Annotated in this window: 15 protein-coding genes; 12 read left to right on the top strand and 3 right to left on the bottom strand. The window is 60.1% G+C overall.

Going from position 1 to position 17525, the window contains the following annotated elements; translation table 11 throughout:
* Positions 1-10 precede the first annotated feature (10 nt).
* Positions 11-2137 (top strand): penicillin-binding protein 1C, encoded by a 2127-nt coding sequence (gene pbpC / locus DDE77_RS02825; protein WP_108395934.1) that lies wholly within the window; start codon positions 11-13, stop codon positions 2135-2137.
* Between the two features lie 47 nt (positions 2138-2184).
* Here pbpC and DDE77_RS02820 read toward each other — a convergent pair whose 3' ends face one another.
* Positions 2185-2379: a hypothetical protein gene (locus DDE77_RS02820; RefSeq protein ID WP_157959638.1), complete on the bottom strand. Its 195-nt coding sequence runs from the start codon at positions 2377-2379 to the stop codon at positions 2185-2187.
* Positions 2380-2567: 188 nt separating this feature from the next.
* Here DDE77_RS02820 and DDE77_RS02815 point away from each other — a divergent pair, with 188 nt between their 5' ends.
* Positions 2568-4286, top strand: a complete 1719-nt coding sequence (locus DDE77_RS02815; RefSeq protein ID WP_245895061.1) for a methyl-accepting chemotaxis protein — start codon at positions 2568-2570, stop codon at positions 4284-4286.
* A gap of 20 nt (positions 4287-4306) precedes the next feature.
* Here DDE77_RS02815 and DDE77_RS02810 read toward each other — a convergent pair whose 3' ends face one another.
* Together DDE77_RS02810 and DDE77_RS02805 are read right to left on the bottom strand one after the other, a co-directional pair.
* Entirely contained in the window at positions 4307-5179 is an 873-nt protein-coding gene (locus DDE77_RS02810; protein WP_108395932.1) for a sugar phosphate isomerase/epimerase family protein, read from the bottom strand.
* Positions 5176-6234 (bottom strand): zinc-dependent alcohol dehydrogenase, encoded by a 1059-nt coding sequence (locus tag DDE77_RS02805; protein ID WP_245895060.1) that lies wholly within the window; start codon positions 6232-6234, stop codon positions 5176-5178. Before DDE77_RS02805 ends, DDE77_RS02810 begins: the two co-directional genes overlap by 4 nt.
* Positions 6235-6460: 226 nt before the next feature.
* Here DDE77_RS02805 and DDE77_RS02800 point away from each other — a divergent pair, with 226 nt between their 5' ends.
* From DDE77_RS02800 to DDE77_RS19650, 10 genes are all read left to right on the top strand, one after another.
* Complete coding sequence (locus DDE77_RS02800; RefSeq protein ID WP_157959637.1) at positions 6461-7657, top strand: DUF305 domain-containing protein; 1197 nt, start codon at positions 6461-6463, stop codon at positions 7655-7657.
* Positions 7658-7776: 119 nt separating this feature from the next.
* The gene (locus DDE77_RS02795) at positions 7777-8073 is read left to right on the top strand and encodes a DUF2934 domain-containing protein (protein ID WP_245895059.1); all 297 of its coding nucleotides are present in this window, start codon (positions 7777-7779) and stop codon (positions 8071-8073) included.
* A gap of 4 nt (positions 8074-8077) precedes the next feature.
* Positions 8078-9397: an erythromycin esterase family protein gene (locus DDE77_RS02790; RefSeq protein ID WP_245895058.1), complete on the top strand. Its 1320-nt coding sequence runs from the start codon at positions 8078-8080 to the stop codon at positions 9395-9397.
* Positions 9398-9575: 178 nt separating this feature from the next.
* Entirely contained in the window at positions 9576-10508 is a 933-nt protein-coding gene (locus DDE77_RS02785; RefSeq protein ID WP_108395930.1) for a DMT family transporter, read from the top strand.
* Between the two features lie 97 nt (positions 10509-10605).
* Complete coding sequence (locus DDE77_RS02780; protein ID WP_108395929.1) at positions 10606-11652, top strand: HD domain-containing phosphohydrolase; 1047 nt, start codon at positions 10606-10608, stop codon at positions 11650-11652.
* Positions 11653-12178: 526 nt separating this feature from the next.
* Entirely contained in the window at positions 12179-12529 is a 351-nt protein-coding gene (locus DDE77_RS02775; RefSeq protein ID WP_157959636.1) for an STAS domain-containing protein, read from the top strand.
* Entirely contained in the window at positions 12526-12894 is a 369-nt protein-coding gene (locus DDE77_RS02770) for a response regulator (protein WP_108395927.1), read from the top strand. Before DDE77_RS02775 ends, DDE77_RS02770 begins: the two co-directional genes overlap by 4 nt.
* On the top strand, positions 12891-14927 hold the full coding sequence (locus tag DDE77_RS02765; protein ID WP_108395926.1) for a chemotaxis protein CheA: 2037 nt from the start codon (positions 12891-12893) through the stop codon (positions 14925-14927). The genes DDE77_RS02770 and DDE77_RS02765 overlap by 4 nt, the downstream gene beginning before the upstream one ends.
* On the top strand, positions 14924-15424 hold the full coding sequence (locus DDE77_RS02760) for a chemotaxis protein CheW (protein WP_245895057.1): 501 nt from the start codon (positions 14924-14926) through the stop codon (positions 15422-15424). The genes DDE77_RS02765 and DDE77_RS02760 overlap by 4 nt, the downstream gene beginning before the upstream one ends.
* Complete coding sequence (locus DDE77_RS19650; protein WP_108395925.1) at positions 15421-17517, top strand: HAMP domain-containing methyl-accepting chemotaxis protein; 2097 nt, start codon at positions 15421-15423, stop codon at positions 17515-17517. Before DDE77_RS02760 ends, DDE77_RS19650 begins: the two co-directional genes overlap by 4 nt.
* The last annotated feature ends 8 nt before the right edge of the window (positions 17518-17525 follow it).

The raw sequence follows: 17525 nt of genomic DNA, 5'->3' as shown, positions 1-17525 counted from the left end.
GCATCTGCCCATGACCGGTGAAGGCACAGTCTTCCCCACCTCCTGGCTCCACCGGCTAATCCTCGCCGGCTTCGCCCTCTTTGTCCTCGCCACCGCCGGCACCATCCAACTCGCCTCCACCATCGCAACCATCACCCAAACCCTGCCCCCAACACCCCAACTCGCCACGCTCCCTGTCTCGACCACTGTCGCCGACCGCAACGGCTCCCTCCTGCGCCCCTTCACCACCGCTGACGGCCGCTGGCGCCTACCGGTCAACCGCGCGGCCGTTGATCCACGCTTCCTTGCCATGCTGATCGCCTACGAGGACCGCTCTTTCCGCGAGCACGACGGCATCGCCTGGTCCTCCATGGCGCGCGCCGCCGCGCAGTTCATTGGGGCAGGGGGGCGCGTTGTCTCCGGCGGCTCGACCCTGACCATGCAGGTCGCCCGCCTCATCGAAGGTCAACCCACGCGCAATTGGTGGGGCAAGCTCCGCCAGATGGTTCATGCGGGCCGCCTTGAGCAGGAACTGGGCAAGGACGAGATCATCGGCCTCTACCTGACCCTTGCGCCCTATGGCGGCAATATCGAAGGCATCCGCGCCGCGACCCTGGCCTATTTCGGCAAGGAGCCCAACCGCCTTACCACCGCCGAAGCCGCGTTGCTTGTAGCCCTGCCGCAATCCCCCGAAGCTCGCCGCCCCGACCGCGACCCCAAGGCGGTCCAAGCCAGCCGCAACATGGTTCTCGATCGCCTCGTCGCCGTGGGTGCCCTCGGCGAAGAAGAAGCGCGGGCCGCCAAGCGCGAGCCGGTCCCCACTGCCCGCCGCGCATTCCCCATGCTGGCGGCGCACATGGCCGAACAGGCTACCAAATTACAACCCGATGCACGCACCATCAGCCTCACCATCGACAAGCGCCTCCAGGATGCTCTCGAACGCCTCGGCGCTGCCCGCGCACGCCTGATCGACCCCAAGGTCTCCGTCGCGATCGTCGCGGCCGACATCACCAGCGGCGACATCCTTGCCTCGGTCGGCTCGGCCGGCCTGCTGGCGACCGAGAGCAACGGCTTTGTCGACATGACCACCGCTATCCGGTCACCCGGCTCCACTCTCAAACCCCTGATCTATGGTCTGGCGTTCGAACTGGGCCTCGCGCACCCCCAAAGCCTGATCCAGGACCGTCCCACAGCCTTTGGCGGCTATGTTCCCGTCAACTTCGATGGCTATAGCCGCGGCACCGTCACCATCCACGATGCCTTGACCGAGTCGCTCAACGTACCTGCCGTCGTCGTTCTCGATGCGGTCGGTCCTGCGCGCCTCGTGTCCCGCCTACGCCGCGCCCACACCGACCCACGTCTTCCGGTCAACACTGCCCCCAGTCTTGCCGTCGGTTTGGGCGGCGTCGGCATCAGCCTGCGCGATCTTGTCTCCGTCTACGCCGCCATCGCTAACGGAGGCCGGGCAATCACGCTGCAAGACGGTAGCAAAAGCGAAGCACGCTCGCAGCAAAATGACATCAAACCCGCCGTACTTGACCCGCTTGCCGCCTGGTATGTCGCCGATATCCTCGCCGACGTGCCGCCCCCGCTCAACGGCTCCCCCGGCCGCATCGCGTACAAAACCGGCACCTCCTATGGTTATCGCGACGGCTGGGCGATAGGCTTTGATGGCCGAACCGCGATCGGCGTTTGGGTCGGTCGGCCCGACGGCGCCCCTGTTCCCGGCCTCTCCGGAATCACCGGAGCCGCCCCCATTTTGTTTGAAGCCTTTGACCGCCTGGGAGACCGAAAAGCGCCCTTGCCACGTGCTCCGGCGGGGGCAGTTCTTGCGTCCAACAGCGAATTGCCGACGCCGCTCCGCCGCTTTCGGCATCCTGACGACGACAAAACTGCCCGCGACGCCGCCCCGGAGATTGCTTTTCCGGGAGACGGCGTTGACGTTGATCTTGGGTTTGGTTCAGGCGATCCCGCTCCACTCATGGTCAAGGTGCGCAATGGCATCCCGCCATTCACCTATTTCGCCAATGGGGCGCCGTTCGGCCGATCGGATTTCGCACGGCAGAACGTGTGGACCCCCGATGGGCCTGGCTATGTCACCTTGTCTGTCGTGGATGCGGAGGGGCGTGGCGACGCCGTAACCGTGTTTCTCAACTAAGCGGCATGGGCTGAGCACGCGCGCGGAGGTGCTGCTCGGCAGTAAGTTCAGGATGCTGGCGGCGCATACGTAGTCAGAAGCCACGCACGCAGGGACTTGTTGTCCTGCAAAATCGTGAGCTCCGGCTCACGCGCCGCGAACCCGTGGCGCTGCAAGGCGGCGCGTAGGGCCAAAGCCCGGTTCGCTGGATTGACGATAGCGAGGGTTCGATCCGCGATTTCAACGGCCAGGGTTTTAGACATGCGTTTGCTCATGGGCGCTTTCTACCTTGATGAGGCACTTCCACAAGACAAGTACAGCAGGCGTAGGCAGCGGTCTTGATTGAACTTCAACGTAAATTAACCCTGCTCGGCCAGTGTCTGGCCTGTTCGGAGCGTCAACGAACAATGAACGAAGCGCTGGTTGCGGACCAGCAGGGGAGTGGCGCGCTATGCGCAAATTGTTCAGAAGAGATGTCTCTGGCGACAACCAGGCCAAGGTTGATGCCATCATGCGCAGCCAGGCAGTGATCGAATTCACCCTCGAGGGGCTGATTATCACTGCCAACGAAAATTTTCTATCGGTGCTTGGCTACGAACTCCACGAGATTACCGGCAAGCACCACACCATGTTTGTGGACCAGGATTACGCGCAATCCGCCCAATACAAGCAGTTCTGGGCAGATTTGGCAGGCGGCAAGTTTCAGTCTGCAGCCTACCGGCGCATCGCCAAGGATGGTCGGGAGGTTTGGATTCAGGCCAGCTACAATCCGGTCCTGAACAAGGCTGGCAAGCCAGTCAAGATTATCAAGTTCGCAACGGACATCACCGAGCAGAAAAACCGCGCCGCCGATCATGAGGCGCAAACAGCCGCACTCAGCCGTGTGCAGGCCGTGATCGAGTTGGCCCTTGATGGCACGGTGATCACGGCAAACGACAATCTGCTCAACACGATCGGCTACAGCCTGGACGAGATCGTCGGTAAGCACCACCGCATGTTCTGCGATCCTGCTTACACGCGCACTCCCGAATACGCTGAGTTCTGGGGTCGGTTACGAGCCGGCGAAATTATCGCTGCCGAGTTCCAGCGCTTTGGCAAAGGCGGAAAGGAAGTCTGGATCGACGCTTCCTACAATCCCGTGTTCGATGCCCAGGGCAAGCTCATCAAGATCATCAAGTTTGCCAGTAACATTACGGAGCGCAAACGGGCAGAAGGTGTTATCGCAAGGTTAACCGAAAGCCTCGCGAAGATGGCTCAAGGGGACCTCAGCGGCCGCATCGACACCAGCTTTATCGGGCAATACGAAGAGCTGCGTCTAGCCTATAACCAGTCCCTAAGCCGCCTGCTGGACATTGTCACCGGCCTGCAAAGAACCTCCCGATCCCTTAAGACCGCGACAGGCGAGATCCTGGCCGGTGCCAACGACCTTTCTGAGCGCACCACCAAGCAGGCGGCAACGATCGAGCAAACCTCGGCAGCAATTGAACAATTATCCACGGCCGTCAGCGAAAACGCCCAGCGCGCAGCAAACGCGAGCGAAAAGGCGCGCAGCCTTGCGGCAGATGCTACGCAGGGCGGCGTAGTCATGAACAACGCCAACGCCGCGATGGCTGCAATCGAAACCAGTTCAGGCAAGATCTCAAACATCATCAGCCTGATCGATGATGTGGCCTTCCAAACCAATCTGCTGGCACTTAACGCCTCCGTGGAAGCGGCGAGGGCAGGGGATGCTGGCAAGGGCTTTGCGGTGGTCGCTGTCGAAGTCCGTCGCCTCGCACAATCTGCAGCGCAGGCCTCTAGCGAGATCAAGACGCTGATTGAGGCGAGTGCGCATGAGGTACAGGCCGGTTCTGCGCTAGTGGCACAAGCCGCTCAAAAGCTCACCGACATTCTCGCTGACGCCAGGGATAGTTCCGAGCTCATCGACTCTATCGCTCAAGCCAATCGAGAGCAATCGGGCGCTTTGGACGAGGTAACAATCGCTGTGCGCCAGATGGACGAAATGACCCAGCACAATGCCGCTCTGGTGGAACAAACCAACGCCGCCATCGAGCAAACCGAGGCGCAGGCAGCAGAGCTCGATTCCGTGATCGACAACTTCAAGCTGGATAATGACAGGGGCTACCAATCCGTCCCATTGCGGCTGGTCGGGGTAGCGCGGCGGGCGTAAGCCCGCCGTTTTTGCGTCATTTAGGCAATGCCGGCGCTCTGCACCACCGAGCGGATGTGCGCCAGCCCGCGTTTGTACGCCGGTACATCGAAATGCTCCATCATCAGGGGCACTTCTCGCCGGAGCTTGGCGATTTCCGTCACATAGGCATGGTAGTCGAGATTGCCTTCACCCGGTGGCACTTCGTCCATGTGGAACGAAATAGTGCCGGGACCGCCCTGCATAACGATGTCCTTCGCGTGGCAGGACACGACCCACTCGCCAAGCAGTTCAAAAGCTTCGCGGATCAGCCGACCGCTTTTGAAGTAAAGCCTGGGCAAGATAACCATGTTGACCGCGTCGATATGCGCGCCGAAGCCCGGCCGATCGATAGCCTTGATCAGTTTAAGATAGTTCTCTGCTGTGTCTGTCACGAGCCAGGGCACCATTTCCAGCGAGAACTTGGCACGCTTGGGCTGGACCGCGTCGATCACATAGCGCGCCGTATCAACAGCTCGCTGGAAGCCAGCTTCAGATTGATTGTCGGGATGAGGACCGTAGTCGTAGTTGTCGCTGAGTTTCCAAAGATCGCCCGCATGACCCACCGTCCCGTGAAAGGCAACGCACGCCCGTGCGCCTAATTCATCGGCGAGTGCCAGTTGGTGAACGGCGTAGTCGAGGTTAGCTTTGCGTACCGCCTCGTCGTGGGCGATGAGGTTACGCCACGCGCCGCCTTCGGCGATCACCACATCAGCCTCCGCCATCGCCTTGACGAGCGCGGCGATCTCGTCGCTATTGTCGATGCTGATGTTGGGCATGTAGGCGGCATTGTAACCAAACTCCACATGCGCTCTGGCATACGCCTCAGGATCACCCTTGTAGTCTATGCCATACCCGCCAATCCTGAAGGTCATAGGCTTGTCTCCGGTTCTGCATGGGGCACGGCGCCGGGATAGAGCAATACCTTGCCGCAGCGTCCGGTGGCCTGCAGCTTGAAGGCTTCCTCCACATCGGCCATGGCAAAGCGGTGAGTAGTAAGCTTGTCCAGGAGGGGCCGTGCATCGCGCACCCGCTGCATCATCTGCTCGCCAAAGCGTTGGTGGTTCCAGTGCCAGCTGCCATAAATCTCGACACCCTTGCCCGTGATGCGCTTGACGGGCAATTCGCCGGACCAGGTAACAAACGCCAGCCTACCGCGTGCCCGCACCAGTTCCAGCACGATTGGAGGCGCAGCAGGGTTGTTGCTGGTTTCCAGCGCAGCATCGGCACCATGGCCCCCTGTTAGGCCCCTTACCTGATCGATGATGTCGGATGCGGTGGGATCCAGCACATGTTCGGCACCTAACGACCGCGCCAGTTCAGCACGGTAAGGATTTATCTCCAGCGCGATTACCCGCGCTCCGATGGTGCGGGCGTTGACCACCGCTCCCAGGCCAACAGCACCGCAGCCCGAGATTAGCATGGTCTCGCCTGCTTCAACCCGCATGCGCTCCATGGCCGTAAAGCTCGGACCTAGGGCGCAGACTGCCATGGCTGCGTGATCAGTTTCGATGTCCTCCGGCACGGAATAAAGCAGGTAGTCGGGCTTGAGGAGGTATTCCGCGTAGCACCCAATCCCACTCGATGAGCTGGTCTCCACAAAAAGATCGCGCTGCTCGGTGCAGTGGATGTGCTCGCCTGCCTCGCATGCGGGGCAGGTGCCGCAACCGGCGTGGGGCATCACAACGACGCGGTCGCCCACTTTGAGCCGTTTGGATTGCGCTGCGTCCACAACAACCCCAACGGCCTCATGGCCAAGCTCGCAGGAGTGCTTGCCTTCTCTCCAATTTTGCCACTCCGTGCACATGGGAGCGACAAGCACCTGAACTTTGACGATATCGGCGGCGGCATGCGGGTCCGGGCGCTCCGACACCTTGGATTGGTGCGGACCTGTTATTTCTACGCTTAAAATTTTGAATCTCCTGGGCATCTGCCGTTCGGGCAGCTCACTCTTGCGGTGAGTCACCCGGAGCCTAGCGCAGTTGAGGTACGTAGCACAATCGCTGCTCGTTTAACCGCTGCTGCTGCGGCAAGTTTGGCCGGCCAGCATGAAGCAAGTCCGGAACGCTGCGCCTGCCGGCTTGTTCTAGGAGCATGCAGCCAATGCTTCCTATCGCGCCTTCCCAATCACGAGTTCATTCGCCTTGAGCATGTCCGTGCCGGAGCCAAAACGTAACGTACGGCTCGTGCCGGCCCGCACGTCCGATTTCTCCCTGTCAGAACGCTGGCGAGCGGCCGCAGTCATGGGGCTGATCAGCAGCACCTATTCCACGATCATCAGCCATATGACTGCCGGACTTCTTGGCCGCGACGCCTTGGTGGATTGGATGGTCGTGGGTAGCATCGCCCTGCGGGAGCATGGTCTTCAAGCTACGCCCACCTGGTGGGCCGTACTGATGGGTCTTATTGTTCATCAGTCAGCTGATTTTTTTTGGGAGGTGGTGTTCTTTTTCGTGCTGAGCCGCTGGAGCTATCGGCTTGGGCCCTGGGCACTGATGGGCGTCGCGCTTCCTTGGGCAATCTTCACTTCTGGCATTGAATGGATGTTCCTGGTGCCCGTGGTGCCATTCTGGTGGCCAGTGTTCACACTCGAACAGGCCTGGTGGCTAGGGATACTGGTGCACTTGACGGCAGCGTCCACCTACCCGTTGTTCCCGTTCGTCCGCGATTGGGTTACTGGCGTGCGGCCGAGCCCTCACAGGCGCTTTGCGCGCGCCTGGACTGGCTTGGGAGCCGCGGGCGTCTTGACGCTCGGCGGCCTTAGCTTGGCTTCACAGCTCGGCCATGATTTGCCCCACGCTGGCGGGCAAGAATACGACCGAACCTATATGGCCAATATGTCTGCGCATTATGCGCAGGGGATGCAATTGGCGGAAATGGCAGCTGAACGTGCCAGCGACCCGCAACTGGGTGCAATTGCCCGGCTGATGGTGGCGACCCAGCGCTCCGAGATCGAGATTTTCAGGAAGTGGCACCGGAGTTGGTTTGGAGGCGAACTGCCTACCCTCGCCCCTCAAGATCATGTCGCAATGCCGGGCATGATTTCTGGCCAACAACTGGACCAACTGGCTACACTTTCGGGACCAGCCTTCGACGCTCGTTTCCGCGAGATCATGCGAACCCATCATTCAGGGGCCATCACCATGGCTGATGAGGCCCTGCATATGGCAGGCGATCCGCGGCTGCGCATCATGGCCCATGGTATTCGGCACCAGCAACAAGGCGAAATCAATCTGATGCACGAAGTGTCCGGCTTTGAAGCCGTACGCCGCGCATCACGAGCCATGTTCTTCACCGATGCTGCGGTGCCGGTGCAGGCCGCTAGCGCCGACGGTGTACCCCACCAGCATTGACCCGATTGGTTGGGCAACGCGCTAGAAGCAATGAACCTCAACCAGGTTCGTCTTAACTCGTGCAAGTCAGGCGAACCTCCCGAGCCTGCGACCGTTGCCGTCACGAGAGGAGAAGTTCAATGGCCATGCTGGACGAAGACGAAATCAAGCGCCGTGCATACCGCATCTGGGAAAATGAAGGGCGGCCAGAAGGTCGCGAGTTCCAGAACTACATGGATGCCGTCGCAGAGCTGATGGCGGAGAGTGATACTGTGCAAGACAGTCCAGGTATGGGTGCGTCCGGCTTGAGCACCAATTTGCAATCGGGCGGCATGGCCCCCGTAGGTGGAGCGCCAACCATTGGAAGCATCGGCACTGGAGGCGCCGCCACAGGCAATCGTGCCACAGGAAGTGCTCGAGGCAAGCAAGCGGAGTAAGGCGGTGGAGGTGCATTCGCCGGCGCAAAAGGGCGAAGCAGAACTTGTCGCCATGCTGCGCGAAGTCGCCTTGTCCTTGGCAAGCCCCGATGATGCGGACGAGTTCAGCGCGCCATTCGCACGCTTTGGTGACGCGCGTGTAGTTTTGCTGGGCGAGGCGTCTCACGGTACCTCGGAGTTCTATCGCGCGCGGGCCGCCATAACGCGGCGGCTTATCGAAGACCATGGCTTCAACATTGTTGCGGTAGAGGCGGACTGGCCTGACGCGAGCCGCGTCGACCGCTACGTTCGGCATCGTCCAGGTGGACAATACGACGAACATGTCTTTGCGCGCTTTCCGACCTGGATGTGGCGCAATCGTCAGTTTGCACGGTTTGTGGAATGGTTAAGGTACCGCAACGATGCGCTGCCCGTCGAAAGGCAAGTGGAGTTTCGGGGCCTTGATGTTTATTCACTCCGCAACTCCATTGCCGAGGTTCTAAACTATCTCGCCAAGGCTGATCCGGAGGCTGCCGCTCTGGCGCGACGTCGTTACGGCTGCCTTTCTCCTTTTCAGGTTGAGCCCCAATGGTATGGTCGTGCGGTTCTCATGGGCGAACGCGATCCCTGCGAAGACGCAGTGGCCACGCAGTTGGAGGAATTACTGCAGCGCCGCTTGGACAAGGCTGACGACGAGGATCTGTTCGATGCAACCCGCAATGCCAAGGTGGTTCAAGCGGCCGAGCAATATTACCGGCTGATGTTTCGCGGCTCGACACAGTCATGGAACATGCGCGACACCCACATGTTCGAAACCCTGCAAAGCGTTCTCGACGCCAGGGGGCCGCAAGCCAAGATCGTGGTCTGGGCGCACAATTCCCATATCGGAGACGCTTCAGCCACTGAAATGGGGTGGGAAGGACAGCACAACATTGGCCAGTTGTGTAAGCAGGCCTATGGCGATGCCTGCGTCACCATCGGTTTCGGCACTGACCATGGCACGGTTGCGGCTGCGGATGACTGGGATGAGCCGGTGCAGTTCAAGACAATATTGCCCTCCCGCCAAGGATCATTCGAAAGCCTGTTTCACCAGGCGGGACAATCACCATCTCTGACGCATTTGCACGCCAGTCCAAAGCTACGACAGGCCCTGTCTGAGCCGCGCCTGGAGCGCGCCATTGGTGTTGTTTACCGACCGGACACTGAGCTGCAGAGTCACTATTTCAAAGCACGCCTACTGGACCAGTTCGACGCCTATGTGTGGTTTGACCAAACAACAGCCGTCACCCCACTGCCAACCGATCCGCCTCATGGAACGCCGGAAACCTTCCCGTTTGGTCTCTAAAAAGTGGGCTTGGCATGGCCTGGGCGATCAACCCGCAGGTAAATGGGTTAATCAAGGCAACGAAAGACCTCCAGCAGCCTTAGCGATACCGAGCGACAATCGTCGCTCATCATTCCCGCTCCTACCTAGGCCCCGTGCACAGCGTCAGGCACATCGGCTGCAACGCATCTGAGAAACAATGTCGCGCGGTGTATTTCTTGCTATCCTTGCCTATGGGCTGTTTTCGTGTGCCGACGCTTTGATCAAGTCTACCGGAGGTGCACTCAGCGTCTTTGAGGTGGGCTTTTTCACTTCCCTATTCGCAATTCTTCCCGCAGTGCTGACCAAGCAAAAGAGTGAGCCTTGGCGCGAAGCGCTTCGTTTCCACAATCCGCTTTTGCTTAATCTTCGTGGGATCAGCGGAGTCGTGGGATCCGCCTGCGTAATCTATGCCTTTACCCACATCCCTCTGGCGGATGTTTATTCACTGGCGTTCTTGGCACCCCTGTTCGTAGTTGTGCTATCGGCCATATTGCTCAAGGAAGTCATCCCACGCCGCCGTTGGCCCTTGATGCTGTTGAGCTTTATCGGGGTGCTCATTGTTGTTCGTCCCGGGTTCCGGGATCTGCAATTGGGACATCTGGCAGCTCTTGCCTGCGCGTTTTTTACCGCGTCTAACACCATTCTGCTGCGTTCACTGGCTCCAACAGAGCACAGGCTCGGCATATTTGCTGTCGTGACCACCTATGCCCTCACCGTCAACAGCATCGGCATGCTGGTCTGGGGTTTCGAAATGCCGAGCCTGCAACAACTCGGAACGCTTCTGGCCATCGGCATTCTTGGGGGCATAGGGCATCTGACCTTTATCAACGCGACGAGCTTTGTTCCGGCCAATCAGGTGGCGCCGACGCAGTACACCCAGATGATCTGGGCCATTGCGCTTGGTGCGGCATTCTATGGAGAGTATGTCGACCTTCCTGCGGTCTTTGGCATTGCTCTCCTGGCCGCGGCTGGCCTGCTCAACGTCCTGTCCGACGAGCGCATCGACATGATCATGCGCGGCAAGTCGATAGCTGGAACCAAGGTATTCCGTACCGGCCAATCTGAAGCCGAGAAGCGGGCAACTACCTGAACAGCAACTCCAAGTTTTGCTTAACCGCAAACCTCACCCCCGGTTGACGGGCGAATAATGGCTTCGCATTACTGTCGCCCCCCTATAGGGGGCAACGATGCGCGTATTAATAGTTGACGATAGTCGATCAAGCTTGGCCTTGATCGGAAGACTTGTTCAGGCGGCCACCAATGCGCAAATCGACAGCAGTACCCGTCCGTTCGAGGCGCTCGATCTAAGCCAAACCACGCAATATGATCTGGTTCTTGTAGATCATATCATGCCGGAAATGGATGGCGTGCAGTTCACCAGCGCCTTGCGCCAGCGCGAGGCATACCGCCTTGTGCCCATCGTCATGATCACATCGGACATGGACCGCAACACGCGCCTGGAGGCCATACGCGCCGGCGCGACCGATTTCGTGAACAAGCCTTTTGATCCCACCGAACTGCAAGCGCGCGTGGCCAATCTTCTGGCCTTGCGCGCGGCACAGGTCGAACTCGCCAACCGTGCCAATTGGCTTGCCGAGAAAGTCGAGCAAGCCACCGCTCATCTGCTGGCACGGGAAGAAGAAATCATTTGGCGGCTGGCACGTGCCATCGAATACCGCGACGGGGACACGGGCGAGCATGTGTCTCGTGTGGCACAGATCAGCCAGTTGATCGCCAGTGCCATCGGGCTTGCTCCGCATCATTGCCGGATGATTTACTTGGCGGCGCCTCTCCACGACATCGGAAAGATCGGCATTGCCGACGCAATCCTGTGCAAGCCGGGCAAGCTCACACCCGCCGAGATCGGGATCATGCGCGAACATGTCACCATTGGCGCCCGCATCCTGGAGAATGGCTCGTCCGAGTTGATCAGGACGGCCGAACTCATCGCGCAGAGCCATCATGAGCGCTGGGATGGCGCTGGCTATCCCGACAAGCTTTCCGGCAACGACATCCCGATCGAGGCAAGGATCGTCGCCATTGCCGATGTATTCGACGCACTTTGCTCTGAGCGCCCCTACAAGGCTGTCTGGCCCATCGACAAGGCTTATGCCGAAATCGTCGGCTCCAGCGGCAGTCATTTCGATCCTGCGTGCGTAGCAGCCTTCTGCACCAAATGGCCCGAGATCGAAGAGATCATGCGGGACACAACGGCCCAAGCCGTCGGCTTCTGATTTTCTTTTCTTGAAATCGATTGACCGCTGCCCCTGAGGTGCGTGTTTCCCACGCGCTTTCTTCGCAGGGGCCGAGTTGGCATTGGTTTAGAGCTCCCAAGCCTTTCAGCACACGTGCTTACATCTTGGGAGCGCCGTGCAACATCACGCCGATGATACTTCTAGTAAGCTCAACACCTGGCCAGCTGCAAAACTTGAGTTTTGTGGAGGCGAGATTCCGGGTGGCTGAATCATGACTCAGCTGAGGCGTGCAGAGCCCCAGCATTACTTATAAAACATACAAGAAATACTTGGATCAAAAAATAGACGAGCTTCAGTAGAGAGTCGACGGCAAGTAAGGGTGCCTTAATCAACTTCCGATAAGGTCTTCTATGCATCGGATGGGAATACGGTGTTTGTAGTTAATTAGTTCGGCGCTTGATCGCGCCGTGCGGCACTGCTTGCAAGAACAGTGTCTGCGGTCAGATCAGCGCTCCCGTCGGTAGCGTAGTTTTATGTATTGCGTTCTATGCCTGAAGGCTCGGCCATGACCATGGCCGGCACCACTTCCCACATGGTCGAGCTCCCGAGTGAAGCTGGCCTGCGCGCAGCGCAAGATATCGCGACATTGCTGCAGGAGGCGATAGCCGCCAACAGCGTGATCACCGTCTCCACGAGCGCGGTCAAAACCGCCGATCTTACCACCATCCAATTGCTGCTTGCCGCCAAAAAGCATGCGGGCAATTTGGGCAAGTCGCTGTCTCTGGCAGCGCTGCCGCAAGGTGCCGTGCGCACATTGCTGATCGAGCTCGGCTTTCTTGACTCATCCGGAGCGCCGCTCACGGGAGACGGCGGATTCTGGACCTCATCCACAACAGCCAAGGGCAGGGCGCAATGACCAAGACCATTCTGACCATCGATGACTCCGCTTCCATCCGTCAGATGGTAGCAATGACACTGACCAGTGCGGGGCTTGAGGTGATCGAGGCCATCAACGGGTCAGATGGCTACGACAAGGCGACCGGCAACACTGTGCATGCGGTCATCACCGACCTCAACATGCCGGTGATGAATGGCATCGAGTTTATTCGCAAATACCGCCAGCATCCCTCTAGCAAGGGTGTGCCGATCATCCTGCTGACCACTGAATCTGATGAGGAGCTCAAGCGCCAGGCCAAGGAAGCCGGAGCGACGGGTTGGATCGTCAAGCCGTTCAAGCAGGATCAATTGCTGGCAGTGGTCAAGAAGGTCACGGGCGCATGAGTTTTCCTGACCCCACCGAAACCTTCCGGCAGGAAGCAAGGGAACTGCTGGATCAGCTGGAGTCAGGCCTTCTTGATCTTGAGCAGAACCCGGCCAATGACGATCTGATCAACTCCACCTTCCGCGCGCTCCACACCATCAAGGGCTCGGGCGCGATGTTCGGCTTCACCGCCGTTGCTGCCTTCGTTCATGAGTTCGAAACAGCGTTCGACCAGGTCCGCAAGGGTCAATCTCCTGCCACGCCAGCGCTGATTGCCGTTGCCCTAGACGCCAAGGACCATATTCACGAACTGATCCAGGACCCAGATGCGTCGCCCTCTGGCGGAGAAGCCATCCTGGTCGCCCTCCGCAACGTGCTGGGCAACACGGACGTGCCGAACCCGGTTTTGACCAAGCCTTCGGAGCGCCTGCGCGAGCCTGACACGGCCAGCACGGCCAGTGAAGCCCTCTGGCGCATCCGGTTCCGCTTGCCAGCGGACTCACTGGTCTACGGCACCAATCCGGTTCTTCTTCTGGAAGAAATCCGCGCCCTTGGGCCCTGCACAGTGGTGGCCCTGACCGATACCTTGCCGCCGCTCGACATCATCGATCCCGAAGTCCCCTATATCGGCTGGCAGGTAGACATCGAGCACGAGGATCCACGCTCGGCCATCGACGACGTCTTCCTGTTTCTCAAGGAGGGGATGGAGCTTTCCGTCGAGCCCCTGGCCGATGCCACCGCGCCTGCCGCCGAAACCGAGGTCGAGATAGCGCCTGCCGCAACAACAGAGGTGCCAGCCCCGGCACCGTTGGTGCCCATGCACAAGCCCGAGCCCAAGGCTGTGGCCGAAAAGGCTGCAGAAAAGGACCCCGCTGTTGCCGCGTCTTCGTCCATGCGCGTGGATGCAGAGCGGCTCGACGAACTGATGGATCGCGTGGGCGAACTGGTGATCGCCCAGGCTCGCCTGACGCAGATCGCCAACATGAGCAGCGATGCCAACCTCAAGACCATCGCCGAGGAGCTGGAGCGTCTGAGCTCAGGCCTGCGCGACACGACCATGGGCATCCGCATGGTGCCGATCGGCACCCTGTTCAGCCGCTTCCGCCGCCTCGTGCACGATCTCTCGCGCGATCTGGGCAAGGACATCGAGTTCATCACCTCGGGCGAGGACACCGAACTCGACAAGACCATGATCGAGCGTCTGGCTGACCCGCTGGTTCATCTCATCCGCAACTCGGTAGATCATGGCCTCGAAAGCGCCGAGCGACGCCTCGCCGCCGGCAAGCCCGCCAAGGGAACTGTTCGGCTCTCGGCTGTTTATGCCGGCGCCGAGGTGGCCATTTCAGTCACTGACGATGGCGCGGGCCTCAACGCCGAACGCATCCGCGCCAAGGCCGAGGAAGCCGGGCTTCTGGCGCCGGACGCCAAGATTCCTGACGCCGAACTCTGGCAGATGATCTTCGCTCCGGGCTTTTCGACAGCCAAGGAAGTGACCTCCCTCTCCGGGCGCGGCGTCGGCATGGACGTTGTCAAGCGGACCATTGAGGGCCTGCGCGGCAGCATCGACGTCACGACCAGCCCCGGGCAAGGGTCCACCATGACCCTGCGCCTGCCGCTGACCCTGGCCATCATCGATGGCATGCTCGTCCGGGTTGGCAATGGCCGCTACACCATTCCGCTTGCAGCCGTGGAAGAATGCGTGGAACTGCCCGAAGGCATCGAAGCCAATGCGCGCGGGCGCAATTTCCTCGACATCCGCGGGAGCCTTGTTCCCTTTCTGCGCATGCGCGAGGTGTTCGGCACGAAAGCTCCGCTGGAGCCGCACCAGAAGGTGGTCATCGTCTCCTCGGGAGAAGGGCGTGTTGGCCTCGTGGTCGATCAGATCATCGGCAACAACCAGACCGTGATCAAGCAGCTGAGCAAGTTGCACTCGTCGATCAAGTCTTTCTCGGGCGCCACGATTCTGGGCGATGGCACGGTCGCTCTGATCCTTGATACCGCCCATCTGGTCGCCTTCGGGCAAAGCTATGTCGATCAGGGGAGGGCCGCATGAGCCAGGTTCAGGCAGGCGCCATGAAAGCCTTGACGCTCAGGCTGCAGGACGAGCTTTTCGCGGTGGAAGCCTGCGATGTCCGCGAGATCCTCGACCTCGTGCCGATCACCGAAGTGCCCAACGCGCCTGAGTTCGTGGGCGGGCTGATCAATGTGCGTGGGCGCGTGGTGCCATTGGCAGACCTTCGGGTCATGTTCGGCATGGATCGTCCTGAACCTGATCAGGATACGCGCATCGTTGTCATGGAGGTCGAAATCGACGGCGAGCCCACCGTCGCCGGCATCCTGGCTGACAAGGTCCACGACGTCACCGACATCGAAGCGGCCTCCATAGAGGAGGCACCAAAGGTCGGCATGCGCTGGCGGCCCGAATTCGTCAAGGGCATCGGCAAGCGCAACGGCGGCTTCATCATCATCCCCGATCTGGGGCGCATTTTCGAAACACAGGGCGCCAGAACCGCGTCCATAGCAGCATCAGAAGAAAGGTCTGCATCGTGAGACTGACTATCAAAACCAAGCTGGCGGCGACATTCGTCACCGTGATCGCCTTGTCGGGCGTCAGCATGTTCTTGGCCATGCAGAGCCTTGGAAAGCTCAACGAATCGCTTGGCGACATCGTCAACATCCGTGCTGCCAACACAATCGAGATGTCCGACCTGCAGACTGCGCTCGAAGCTGTAGGCACCGAAGTCAACGCCTTGATCGTTGCGAGCGACGTCGCCGAGATGGAAGCCCTTGGCACGGCGATAGACCACGAGTTCGAGACGATCGCCCGTGCGGTCCAGTTCCTTGATGGCAACATCAAGGATCCACAGGTGCGCGAAGAGTTCGGCGTGTTCAACGACAAGCTGGCCGAGTTCAAGGCTTTGGTCCCCCAGATCGAGGAACTCGCCCTCAAGAACAGTGATGTCGAGGCGCTTGCAATCTCCCGCTCCGAGGGCAGCGATGCCCTGGGTGCGGTTGAGGAAACCATGGGTGCACTCAAGAAGGCTCTGGCCGCCCGCGTGAATGCCGGCGAACCCGGCAGCTTCCTTGCCTATCAGACGGCAAGCGACAGCTTCCTTACGATGACCGATATCTTCCGCCAGCAGCGCAATATCCTGCTCGCTTCGAGCGATCCTGCACTGCAGGAAAAATGGCATGCTGACTACGTAACTGGCCTAGCCGCCATCGACGAAGCCATGCCGCCCCTGCAACGTGCTATCTCGGTGCAAGATACTGGGCTGTTCAACGCCGCTCGGGATGCCTATGGCAACCTCGTCCTTGCCATGAACAAGGCCGTCGACATGGCACTGACCAAGTCCGACTACAATGCCACTGTTATGGCCGATCAGGCTGCAGCCCTGCGCATTTCTGCCGACGACATGCTCGATGAGATGATCGCCCGCAACAAGCTCCTTCTGGAAGAAGCAGACGTCGCCGCCGACGCCTTGTTCAGCCAGTCAAGCATGATGCTGATCGCGCTTCTGATCGGTTCGACGATCATCGCCATCGCCGCGGCCACCTGGATCGTGGTTTCCATCTCTCGCGCCCTGTCCAGCGCCGTGCGTCTGGCCAATGAAGTGGCTGATGGCAATCTCAGTGCATCGGCGGACAACAAGAGCGACGACGAAGTGGGCGATCTGGTCAAGGCACTCAACGCCATGACGGGCAAGCTGCGCGACGTGGTTTCCGAAGTCACCGCGGCAACCCGGAACGTTGCCGCTGGTTCCCAGGAAATGTCGGCGACCGCCGAGCAGCTCTCGCAGGGTGCGACCGAGCAGGCGTCATCGACCGAAGAGGCCTCTGCCTCGATGGAAGAAATGGCCGCTACCATCAAGCAGTCGGCCGACAACGCCTCCCAGACCGAAAAGATCGCCCGCCAGTCCGCTGCCGATGCGATCGCCTCGGGTGAAGCAGTGAACAACGCCGTCAGCGCCATGCAGACCATTGCCGAAAAGATCATGGTCGTGCAGGAAATCGCTCGCCAGACCGATCTGCTCGCCCTTAACGCCGCGGTGGAAGCCGCTCGTGCCGGCGAACACGGCCGCGGCTTTGCGGTGGTTGCATCCGAAGTGCGCAAGCTCGCCGAGCGCTCACAGGCTGCTGCTGCCGAGATCTCGACGCTCTCGGGCACCACGGTCAAGGCCGCTCAGTCTGCCGGCGAAATGCTGGGCAAGCTCGTGCCCGATATTCAGCGCACGGCCGAGCTGGTGGAGGAAATCTCCGCCGGCAGCCGCGAGCAAAATGCCGGCGCTGCGCAAATCAACACCGCCATCCAGCAGCTCGACAAGGTGACCCAGCAGAACACTTCGGCGGCCGAAGAAATGTCGGCGACCTCCGAAGAGCTCGCGAGCCAGGCGGAACAGCTCCAGTCCGCCATCGGCTACTTCCGCATCGACGGCCGCGCTGAACAGGCGCCCCTTGCTCCAGCCAAGAGCAAGAGCAAGCCTGCCGCCAACAACAAGGATCTGCGTGAAGCCATCATGGCCAGCGCACCGCACATCGCGATCCGCAAGCCGGCCAAGAAAAACAGCGGCGGCTTCGCCATCGACCTTGATGACGGGCATGACGAACTCGACGGCGAATTCAGCCGCCGCGGCGCGGCTTGAGGACCGGC

The organism is Devosia submarina, assembly GCF_003056345.1.
Classification (GTDB): Bacteria; Pseudomonadota; Alphaproteobacteria; order Rhizobiales; family Devosiaceae; genus Devosia; species Devosia submarina.
This window is presented reverse-complemented; position numbering and strand designations above follow the sequence as displayed.